The sequence below is a fragment of the Pseudomonas sp. yb_2 genome (assembly GCF_043103905.1).
GTDB lineage: Bacteria > Pseudomonadota > Gammaproteobacteria > Pseudomonadales > Pseudomonadaceae > Aquipseudomonas > Aquipseudomonas alloputida.
Genome location: NZ_JBICKH010000093.1, coordinates 38,011 through 48,891 on the forward strand (window position 1 = coordinate 38,011; position 10,881 = coordinate 48,891).

A 10,881-nucleotide genomic window follows, 5' to 3' on the forward strand; every position below is an offset into this window, starting at 1 on the left:
TCGAATGAACGTCGCTTTGTGACCAGTACAGTTGGGTGACCGATTAGATGTAACTCATTGATGCGTGGGCAGTACAGCTGACATGTAGGGTAATCTTATTATATATATTGAGAACTTGGCGAGGGTCGTGAGGGTTTAATGGTGGCTGATGCGGTGGATTAGTTGAGGTCTCTCCGCTACGATAAGCGAAATGCAGATGGTGTGATTGCGTCTTCTAGAGTGATAGTTACCTGTGCCGCTTGGCCTTTTAATAGTGTCATTTAGCGCGGGCTCTGTGCCGTCTGTTGCTTTGCTCGAATATTGGATGTCGATCTTGGTTGGTGTCTTGAATAAGCTGGGGGGCATAGCTCATTTATATCTGCACGATGTTCGGAGTGCTGGGCTATCTGTATGTTGCTCTATTTGTTGGTGGTCAGTTCTTCACGAGGGACTAGTTCTTCGAACATAGAAATACGGAGGGCGACTCTCATGGCGATATTTTTTGAATACTCGCATCGTGAATATAGACCAGTTGTCGGTGACTCTACGAAGCTAAGAGTGGTGCTTCCGATCATTGTCACTGACCAAGGAGTGCTGCATCAATTGGTTCGTTATCTTTACCTTAGGCAGCGTAAAAGCCATACGTGGAAAGATAATTGTGTTTTTGCAGTTCAGTTGCTTCTTGATTATGTCGCCGTCAATCATGGGGCCTTTAAAAGACCGAAAGATCTTTTCACGGCATTTGCTAATGCTCTCTACACAGGCACGATCCAAGATCACCGCGACGCTTCCGGACTTTGCTGGGAGCCCCGGCAAAATGATGCTCGATGGATAATTTGGCATATTACCCAATTCACAGAATGGTTATCTAAAGTTAATGACGACGCCAATCTAAAACTCAATCCCTGGCGCGAGGCGACTCGTCATGAACAACGGCTGAACTGGGCGGCCCGGTCGCAACGCAAAGACAAGGCATTTCTCGCACATCTATTCGTAGATCGAGGTGAGTCTAATAAATCCAGAGAGGTTCGTTTCGAGTATTTACCTACTGAAAATCAAACTCCAGCCAAAGCGTTTCCGGAGGAAAAGCGGGATGAATTGCTGATTAATGGTTTTCGGCGGAGCCGAAGAGATGGGCGCGGCCAAATTGATCTTCGTAACGTGCTGATCACCATTTTGATGCACTATGGGAGCTTGCGCTTATCCGAGGCTCTCTCTCTGTGGAGCGATGATGTAACCGTTGAGGGTGGAGAGGTTATCGTACGGATTTATCACCCAGAGGCCGGGCTCGCACCTGATATGAAAACCTCTCGGGCGGCATACTTGCAGCGCCGTTACGGTCTGGAGCCTCGCAACAGGCTTGTGAAAGCAATAAACCCACTTTATCTAGGTTGGAAAAACCCCCTCATCACCGATCCCCATCGCAAGTGCTTCGGGGTTACCTTCTTTCCGACTGTGGCTGGAGAACATTTTGTCCGCCTCTGGCAGGATTACCACTTAATGCAAAGGGTAAAGCCTCAGCCTGGTGTGGAACATCCATATGCGTTTACGAACAAAAATGGACAGCCCTACACCCATCGTATGTTTCGAAAAGCACACAAACTTGCTATAGAAAGGATAGGCCTGATTTCCGGTAAGATGTTGGGCACGACTCCTCATGGCCATCGGCACGCGTATGGTCAGCGGTTCGCTGCTGCAGGCGCCACGAAGATAACAATTAAAACGGCTATGCATCATGCGTCAATTTCGTCGAGTGATGTTTACACGCAGCCAACATCTTCAGACTTCCGAAAATCAATGGTAGATTTGGAGACTAAACTTTCCGAGAAGCATTTTCCCACTGTATTTCAATGCTTAACTAGTCGAGATGAGTCATGACAGTTCCTCGTACTAATACATACTCATACCAGGAGGCAGAGACTGCAGTCATTAGGCTAGGGATAAAAAACCAAAAACAATATCGCATTCGTTATCGCGAAGATCCCATGCTGCCTTCTACCCCAGCTATATTTTATCAACATAAGGGATGGGTTAACTGGTTTGTGTTTGTAGGCAGAAGGAAGCGTATTCCACTATATCCCACGTATCAGGAAGCTCATGCTGCCGTATTAAGAATGGGCTTAGAAAAGCGTCGAGATTACATGCGGCGCCGCGGAGAGGATCCCCGTTTGCCTGCTGATCCATCTAGTGCCTATGCAAAAAAAGGATGGCCAGGTAGCTGGCATGTTTTTCTCGGGGTCAAGAGATATACCTACGAAGAAGCCAAGGCGGCATGTTTAAAACTTAAGATTAAAACAATAAATGAATATGTTAGTCGCTATCGGGAAGATCCATTGCTCCCTTCAGTTCCTTGGGTTGTGTATAGAAACGAAGGGTGGGTGGATTCGTATAGCTTTTTTGATAAGAGAAAGGGGCCGACCTATACTTACGAAGAAGCGCAGGCAGCATGCCGCCGTTTGAAGATAACTAAGACTGCAGAATACTTTATTCGCTATAAAGAGGATCCCGGCCTGCCGTATGCTCCTCATGAGGTTTATTCGGACAGAGGTTGGGTAGATTGGTATCATTATCTAGGGAAGAGACGCTTTCCGTGGTATTCATATAATGAGGCTAAGCGCGTATGTCGAGAGCTTAATATTAGATCAAACAATGATTACTGTGCTCGCTATCGCGAAGATAAAAGGCTTCCGTCTGCTCCGGAGAGGGTATACTTGGGTATTGGATGGGTGGATTGGTATGAATTTATTGGCACTAGAAAAGCTGAAGATTTTAGCTTGGACTATCCGAATATATTGGCGGATGCGGAGCGGTGGATCAAGACACAAACCTCAATACCCATCAAGCGGACAGCATTAAGATTCTTTTTAAATGGGTATGTTAAGCCGCTAGGCTTGCCTGATGAAAGTTTGTATGTGCTGCACAGAAGCAATTCCTTTGACGTGTCCTTGTATAGTTCTTTGATTGAGGAGCTAGCACCTACAGCGAAACAGTCATATAACGGTGCCCTAGTAACATTTTTTGAGTGGTTGCTGCACGAATATTGTACCGACGAGGAGGGAGATGAGCGGGTCGTGCTTCCAGAGTTTCGCAACCCTCTTTTAATAGGCATGGCAGGATACTTTGATGGGCTAGAGCGCTTGCGCCCTTCGCAGTCAGTCAAGCCAGTACTGGGCTATGAGTATATTTTGAGAGCTCGGAACTATCTGGTGCCAAATTGCGAAGCCTCTTTATTAGTAAGGCCTACTTTAAAATCTTTGGCTCATTTGCAAGGTGACTTTGACTCAAGCTCTGACTGGCTTGATGTCGATAGAAATGTAGTCGACGAGAATGATGAAAACTGCGTTTGGCGCGAGATTTCTAAATTTTATCGGAATGATGATGGATCTTCTGGCTATGTGCAGCAGTGCCAAGTCTGGTCTCCGGTGCGTTTTGTTGCACTCTACACTCTGTTACGTTTTCCGTTGCGTGGTCAACAAATACTATGGCTCGACAGTGGTGAAGCAGATCAAGAAATCGCAGTTCTCGGTGCCAATGGCGCTATTCTCTGGGAAAAAAATCAGAGCAAACTAGTATCTAAGAGGCGGCGGACTCGCCGTCCTCAAGGTGTACTGCAGCACGGAGAACACGGCGCCTTAAAGTGCTATGTGACAACCAATAAGACGGGAAGGAAGGTTGGCGGTTATGAGGTTGACTGGATACCTGATGACTTGGCATATTGGTTGATACTCTTGCGAGACTGGCAGCGCAAATATAATCCTATTTCTAAACCAACAGCCTGGACTGATATCAAGCTTCCAGCTGAAACCAATGAGAACATTTTAGAGGCTCGCGAAAGTCAATGCTTCTTGTTTCGTGTTAACGGGTCTGGTCAGCCGTTAGATATTAAGAAATGTTTTCCATTAACGCTGCCTATGATTCTTTATAAAATTCAGCGGGATTCCGAGGATCTTGCTACGTTTGAAGGTGGGAGGCGCCGCTATACCAGTAAGTATACGCCGCACAGTCTGCGCGTGAGCTTAATTACAGCTTATATTGCCGATGGGGACGCGCCGCTTCATCTTATATCGAAGCTCGTTGGTCATGCTTCGTTAGTGATGACCATATATTACACTAAGTTGAACGGTGATCAGATCCGACGTCCTATGGGTGAGGTCGAGAAGCAAGCTGCGCAGCGTTCGGCGGAACGCACACTAAACTCGATCAGGCTAAATGGGCTCTCTGCTGTCAAAGGACAGTTGATTGCAACTGACGGGAATCGTGCTCTTCTTGAATTTGGCGTCCCTAAGACGGCATGCGTTGTGTTTGATTGCGGGATCTGCCCGATGTCTGCTGCTGGTTGTCATATCGGTGGAGAAGTAATTGTCGAGCGGCAGAAGGAAGAGTACTACAGCCCTGTGGAGGCAGGATACTTAGGTCAAAAAAATTGCACTCGCTGTAGATTTTTTATTACGGGGGTTCCGTTTCTTGGTGGGTTGGTTGCACTAGCAAATGAGATCTCGCTTGAGATTAATGCCGAGAGCGCTCGTTATGTTCGTTACACTGATGAATTGAATAAACTGGAGCAGGAGTTTTACGATGCTTGTCGCGATGGCGGTCAGTTTATGCGTGAGTTGGAACGCAAGCAAGCTGTGGCAAATCAGGAGTTGAGTGCTGGGAAACTTGAAGTTTTATTGCGTGACTACGCTGCTCTCAATACTCATGTTCAAGGTTGTCTTAAACTCATTAGCCATGGAGAAGAAAACGGTGGTGGAAATGTCAGATTGATTGCTTCTGGTGAAGTGCGTGAAATTGGACTTGCATTTCAGGAGTCAGAGTCGTCATATCATTTGCTTGCTGAGATCTGTCAGAATGCGACAATCTATAAATTTTCCAATCCCTCTCGTGCCATTCCATTGATCTCTCAGGTAATTGATCGGATGGCTGAAAATAATGGGTTGCCTGCAAGCATGTTCAGGCTTACTGATGAGCAGAAGCTCGTGGTCGCTAATGAGTTGACCAATCTGTTGGTTCAACGACTGGGGTCATGGGATAGAATCGACGAGCTCTTCACAGGTAAACTTATGCTGCTCGATGTAGACGCTGAAGAACCATGCGCGGAGTGCATCTCTAGCCAGGTACAGGAAGTTCTTGCACGCCCGCATAAGAGTAAGCTGCAGGCTCTAGATCAGAGGGCTGTTCAAGGTGCCTGATCAAGCGCTATCGCCGGATGATACGTACGAACGGCTGATTAATGAAGCCAGTGATCCGCGTCGCAAGAGGAGCCTTGCGGCCATTAATATGGTCTGTCAGCTGCTGCACGAACGTCATCACCAGGACTTTACATACAAGGCAGTCGTAACCCTTGGTAGGGATCGAGGACTCCCAGTACCCAGCGAAAAAACCATTGTGAATGATTCAGGTACGCAATACCGTGAGTTGATCCAGGCATGGAGGTTATTCTCGGTAGACCACAAGGTAAAAGCCGCCTCAGTTAAGAGTGACTGGATAACGTCAATCGAAGATCCTGTGTTGCGTTTGAGTGTCACCTTGCTGGCTAAGCAATTGAACACTTTGCGGGCAAAGATTGCGAGGCAGGAGAATGCACACAATGCCCCAATATACTTAGGGGGAGCTAAGGAGGAAGGTAACTTCTGCTTAGAAAATCTCAATTTGAATGATGCTGAAATCAATGCGCTAAAGGGCGCTATAGATTCTCAAGCGCTTGCACAGCTCGGGTATACCTTTGGTGATCGCGGAGAGGTGCTAGACATCAAAGGCAAACGAATTTTCAAGCCTGGGTTTCGCGATGCTGTGGAGAAGATTCTCTCACTCCATATGACATAGGGGCATGCAGGGCCTTCAATTTGGTCTCACGGGTTCCGGTTGTTGAGAATTTCGGTTTTGACTGAAATTCGGCCTACAGGGATTTCAGGTTTACGAAACCTGGGCTTTAGGGGTTATCCCGAGCGGGTTGTGACAGCACGCTGAATGGGGCTGCGTGCGACCTTGAAGATCAGTATTAGGCGGGTACCCGTGTTCTTGGCGAGGATGCGAGCCTGCTTAGCGTTACGTCAGCACGCGCAGGTCTGCTCAATGCAGTTCACTCCTCAGGCTTTCAAACAGCCTACGAAAAGGCATGTCACCCGGCTTCACTTCCACCAGACCCACAATAATAGCCTCAAGCACATCTCATCCTTCTCTCTGACGCTTCGGAGCCAGGTTGTTAGCCTTGGTGAGAGCCATGTCGTTCGTAAATGCGCACCCAAGCTCTGGACGCCTGGAACAGCTTCAGAGTCGATTATCAACTTCTCCTCTGATGCTCATCTTGGGTGCCAGCGCTTAGCCGAGGGTCACAAGGTGGATGAGGAATACGACCTATTCATAGCGCGCTGAGCTGCGGCACTCTGCGTGTTCTGGAAGATACGTTTAGCTTGGGTGCGGCGCTGACCAGTTATGAAGGATCGCACCAAATCTGCAACTGATGGGAAGCTTTCAATGGATATTGGGGAGGGGAAGGAGGAGGGGGGAGGAGGAGGACTTCTGGGACTGTAGCTAGGGATAACTAATCGTGCCGGAGGCCATCGAACAGCTTGGTGAAGTACAAGTCGAAATCAGCCAGGAAGGCGTCCATGGTGATACAGTCTGTCAAGGCGATACCCAACAACCCCCTATACTCCCGCACCCAGCATTCCAGCGCAGCAGCCTGGCTATCGACCAGGCGCGGGCCGAGCTGCTGGTGGGCCATGAACCATTCGTGCGCCATGGTTCCAAGCGGTTTGATCTCAAATTCGCGCGCCAGGTGCACATTGCTGGTACCGACGAATCGTCCGGGAAAATCATGCTTGAGGATGTGCACCACCTCTTCCTGCACCCGGTAGGAGAAGCGCCGTCGGGTACCGAAGTCGGCCAGTTGGAAACCGGCCAGCTCATCGGCACTGGCCTCGGCCTTCAGCCAGTCGAGCTTTTGATAAAGGCGCTCGCCGACCTGCTCGATCACCACCTGGCGATAACGATAGCGGTTGCGCACCTCGCTGATGATCGCCAGCAGCGGAATTTCATAAAGGATCACGTGCAGCCACGGCCCACGCACCCGGATAGCCAGTTGCCCGGCGTCATCCAGGCCAACCTGGACATAGCGCAAGTTGAAACGGAACAGGTTGAGAAAGCGGATGAAGTCGGGTTTCAGAAACGGGAACTTCTCCAGATAGGCCAATTGATCGTGCGTGACCGTGACCTCGGCCAGTTGCTCTATCTGGTAGCGGATCTCTGCCAGGTAAGGGGACAGGTCCTCCCCATTGCGGCAACGGAACTCCCATTCCACTTCGGCATTGGGGTAGTTGTGCAGCACCGCCTGCATCATGGTGATTTTGTAGAAGTCGGTGTCCAGCAGGTTCTGGATGATGCGTGGTCCGAAAACACTCTCGCTCATGGGCGTTTTTCCTTGATCAGGGCAAGCTGGTGGTCGAGCGCCGCTTCATCACCGCAAAGGATCACACCCTCCGCCGCCAAGGCGCCACAGGCTTCGATGGCACCTGCCTGGGTGAGTGCGCGGCAGGCCGGCAGGTAAAGCAACACCTGGAAGCCCGCCTGGCGCAGCTGGCGGGCGGTGGTCTTGACGCAGTAGTCCAAGGCCAGGCCACCGACGATCACCGCGTCTACTTGCTGCACCTTTAGGTACTCGATCACACCGGTAGAACGGCGCTCGGCCAGGTCGTGGTAGCAGGCGCCGTAGGGGTGCAGGTCGGGTTCGACACCCTTCCACACGAAATAGTCGTAATCGATCGGGGCGGGCAGGCCGGGTAGCAGCTCGAAGCCCAGGGTGCCTGGGACGCAGTGGCTGACCCAGGTGAGGTCGGCGTTGGTCAGTTGCAGGGGCCGCAGCATGTGCGCGGGGTCGGCAACCACCCAGGCAGCATTGGCCGGGTGGGCGTCCTTGCTGCCCAGGCGCAGGTCGGCACGCAGGGCCATGGCGTTCAGGTCGGGGGCAATTTCATCGCCTTCGGGTACGGGCAGCTCCTGCGCCGCGTTGCTGGTGAAACCGTTCTGCGCGTCGACATCGAAACTGGCGATCTTCATGGCGGTTCTCCTTGCTGGAATGCCTATATAATTCACCTGGTGTATTATGTGTGTCAAGTCGCTTTTATTGCAGAATTTATGGTTGCTTTACTTATATGCTCTGGTGGATTATCGCGTAACTAAAGTGGGAGTTTCCGGTGAGTACAGTCGAAGTTTTGGCCAGTGTCGATATCGTCGCCTTGCGTCTGGCCCCGAGTGCGCAGCATCTGCAAGTGTTGTTGCACCGCCGTGAACGTGAACCTCACGCCGGCCAGTGGGCTTTGCCCGGGGTTATCGTCAATGGCCGCACCCCCGATACCAGTCTGGAAGCTGCTGCCGAGCGAGCGCTGCATGAGAAAACCCAGGTTGCGCCATGCTACATGGAACAGGTTGGCACCGAGGGCAATGCTTTTCGCGATCCACGTGGTTGGTCGCTCAGTACTTATTACCTGGCCTTGCTAGACCCGGGGCAGGTAGTCGAAGGCGAGCAATTGGCATTTTTCGACTTGGAACGCGTGTTGGCGCGCAAGGTGCTGTTGCCGTTCGATCACAACCTGCTGATAGAGCGCGCTCGCGAGCGGCTTGCGGCGAAGACCGTGTATAGCAGCCTGCCGCTGTACCTGCTGGCGGAGAAATTCACTGTGTTCGATGCGTTGGGGGCGGTGCAGGCGTGCCTGGGGCAGGCAGTGAACGGCACCTCGTTGCGCAAACGCCTGGAGCGCTTGCGCGAGCTGGGGTGGGTGAGTGACACCGGGGAGAAAAACCAGCCCAAATTGGGCCGGCCGCAGCAGTTGTATCAGTACACGCCGCAGGGCGAACGGCCATTCATGTTTGATCGCAGTCTGCTGCCGGAGGGGAGCTGATAGCGCCAGCACGTTTGCTGATTCAAGCAATGAACCTTATAAAAAGTGCCATTTTCAAGACCGCGAGCGCGCAGCGACTCGTATGACCTTGTCCAACTGGTGTCCTGCGCGCTGCCGCAAGGATGGTCGCCAGCGCGATTAACACAGCTTCTGTTGGTCGTGGTCGAGCTGCAAAGGTCTCGGCCAGGCGTTCGGGCTCCTGCACCCGGCCGTTTCATCTTTTGCTGCGAAAGGCCAGTACCGATCAAGCCACTGCTGCCAGCTTGGCGCTGGTCTGCCGACGACGGTAGGCACTGTCTCGGCTCGCCAGCCACCAGTACAGCGGCGAGGTGATCGCCAACCCTACCAGCCACGACAGGTCAGCCCCGTTGATGTGCTCGGAAATCGGCCCGACGTACAGCGGGGTGTTCATGAACGGTATCTGCACCACGATACCCACAGCGTAGGCGATCAGGGCCTGCGGGTTGTAGCGCCCATAGATCCCACCATCGACCTGGAAGATCGACTGGATGTCGTAGTCACCTTTGTGAATGGCGTAGAAGTCGATCAGGTTGATCGCCGTCCACGGCACCAGCACCACCAGCAGTACCAGCACCATGTCAACGAAGTGGCCGATGAAGTCTGCCGAAGCGAACACCGCTACCACGCAGCAGGCCGACAGCACGATCAGCGACAGCACTGCCCGGCTTTTGGCGGTGGGGATCCAGCGGTAGGCGAACGTTTGCACCAGGGTGATGATCGACAGCACCGCGCCATACAGGTTGAGGGCGTTATGGCTGATCACGCTGAGCAGGAACAGCACCAGCATGATCGGGCCGAGCGTGCCGGTGGCCAGCTTGACCGCGTCCATGGTGTCCATGCCGGCCGGGATCGCTAGCACGGCCACGGCGCCGAAGATGAACGACAGGCTTGAGCCCAGGGCCGAACCCAGGTAGGTGGTCCAGAAGGTCGAGCTGACTTTGACATCTGCCGGCAGGTAGCGCGAGTAGTCCGACACATAGGGCGCAAAGGCGATTTGCCACAGCGCTGCCAGCGACACGGTGGCCAGCCAGCCGGCCAGGTTGAAGCCGCCGCGGGTGAGGAAATCGTCGCTCTGCACATGGGTGAAGATGTAGCCGAAGCCAACCACGATACCGATACCCAGTACCCAGGTGCCAATGCGATTGAGCACGTGGATGAAGCGGTAGCCGATGATGCCGATGATGCCTGAACCCAGCGCACCGATGACGATGCCCACCGGTACCGGAACGGCGTCGACCACGCCATGCAGTGACTTGCCGGCAAGGACGATGTTGGAAGCGAAGAAGCCGATGTACATGACGCCGGCGATCACCACCACCAGCAGCGCGCCGAGGGTGCCGAACTGGGCGCGGCTCTGGATCATCTGCGGAATGCCCATTTGCGGGCCCTGGGCCGAGTGCAGGGCCATCAGCACCCCGCCGACCAGGTGGCCGACAAGGATGGCGACGATGCCCCATACCAGGTTCAGGTGGAACAGCTGCACACCCAGCGCGCCGGTGACGATGGGCAACGGCGCGATGTTGCCGCCGAACCAGAGTGTGAACAGATCCCTTACCTTTCCATGGCGGTCTTGCGGGGGCACGTAGCCGATCGTGTGTTTTTCTATCAGGGGTGCCGAATTGGCTGCACTGGTCATGACTGACTCCAAGGCAAGGTAGGGCATTGGGAACTGCCCGGGGGCGTGCCGGCGGTGGGCGACGCGTTCTTGTTGGAGCGATGATGAGGGGCGCGGGGGTAACGAGAAATTAGTAAATATGTGCCCATAAGCGTTAAAAAAACTAAGGCTGACAAAAGCTTAAGCGGGTGACGGTAGCAAGGAGAGTGCCAGCTGGCTGAAGGCCGTGGGGTAGAGGGGCGGCGGGTTGGCAACCCGGATCACGGTGGGCTGGGTTGGTGCGATGTGCGCGTTTTCAGGGCAGATGAAAGGTTGCCTGGGCCGGCCTCTTCGCGGGTAAACCCGCTCCTGCGACGGGCTACGTCACCT

General features: G+C 52.9%; 6 protein-coding genes and 1 pseudogene. 4 read left to right on the forward strand and 3 right to left on the reverse strand.

Annotated elements, in window-relative coordinates; translation table 11 throughout:
* Positions 1 to 468: 468 nt before the first annotated feature.
* The 3 genes from gmtY to gmtX are packed head-to-tail and all read left to right on the forward strand — an operon-like array spanning position 469 to position 5,802.
* Entirely contained in the window at positions 469 to 1,857 is a 1,389-nt protein-coding gene (gmtY, locus tag ACF8FB_RS26100) for a gamma-mobile-trio recombinase GmtY (protein ID WP_392512468.1), read from the forward strand.
* Positions 1,854 to 5,168 (forward strand): VPA1269 family protein, encoded by a 3,315-nt coding sequence (locus tag ACF8FB_RS26105; RefSeq protein WP_392512470.1) that lies wholly within the window; start codon positions 1,854 to 1,856, stop codon positions 5,166 to 5,168. The genes gmtY and ACF8FB_RS26105 overlap by 4 nt, the downstream gene beginning before the upstream one ends.
* Positions 5,161 to 5,802, forward strand: a complete 642-nt coding sequence (gene gmtX / locus ACF8FB_RS26110) for a gamma-mobile-trio protein GmtX (protein WP_392512472.1) — start codon at positions 5,161 to 5,163, stop codon at positions 5,800 to 5,802. The genes ACF8FB_RS26105 and gmtX overlap by 8 nt, the downstream gene beginning before the upstream one ends.
* 721 nt (positions 5,803 to 6,523) lie before the next feature.
* Here the strand turns inward: gmtX and pncB are convergent.
* Positions 6,524 to 7,387, reverse strand: a pseudogene (gene pncB, locus ACF8FB_RS26115) (nicotinate phosphoribosyltransferase); the annotation flags it as partial.
* The gene (locus ACF8FB_RS26120; protein ID WP_392491181.1) at positions 7,384 to 8,034 is read right to left on the reverse strand and encodes a nicotinamidase; all 651 of its coding nucleotides are present in this window, start codon (positions 8,032 to 8,034) and stop codon (positions 7,384 to 7,386) included. The pseudogene pncB and the gene ACF8FB_RS26120, both read right to left, overlap by 4 nt.
* A 137-nt stretch (positions 8,035 to 8,171) precedes the next feature.
* Here ACF8FB_RS26120 and ACF8FB_RS26125 point away from each other — a divergent pair, with 137 nt between their 5' ends.
* Positions 8,172 to 8,876: an NUDIX domain-containing protein gene (locus ACF8FB_RS26125; RefSeq protein ID WP_392512474.1), complete on the forward strand. Its 705-nt coding sequence runs from the start codon at positions 8,172 to 8,174 to the stop codon at positions 8,874 to 8,876.
* Between the two features lie 244 nt (positions 8,877 to 9,120).
* Here the strand turns inward: ACF8FB_RS26125 and ACF8FB_RS26130 are convergent, their stop codons facing one another.
* Positions 9,121 to 10,533, reverse strand: coding sequence for a cytosine permease (locus ACF8FB_RS26130; protein ID WP_012051999.1), 1,413 nt, complete (start codon positions 10,531 to 10,533; stop codon positions 9,121 to 9,123).
* Between the last annotated feature and the right edge of the window lie 348 nt (positions 10,534 to 10,881).

What these genes read in the sequence shown, in the direction of transcription:
- gmtY (WP_392512468.1), top strand. Translation starts at nt 469, where the DNA reads ATGGCGATATTTTTTGAATACTCGCATCGTGAATATAGACCAGTTGTC.
- ACF8FB_RS26105 (WP_392512470.1), top strand. Translation starts at nt 1,854, where the DNA reads ATGACAGTTCCTCGTACTAATACATACTCATACCAGGAGGCAGAGACT.
- ACF8FB_RS26120 (WP_392491181.1), bottom strand. Translation starts at nt 8,034, where the DNA reads ATGAAGATCGCCAGTTTCGATGTCGACGCGCAGAACGGTTTCACCAGC.
- ACF8FB_RS26130 (WP_012051999.1), bottom strand. Translation starts at nt 10,533, where the DNA reads ATGACCAGTGCAGCCAATTCGGCACCCCTGATAGAAAAACACACGATC.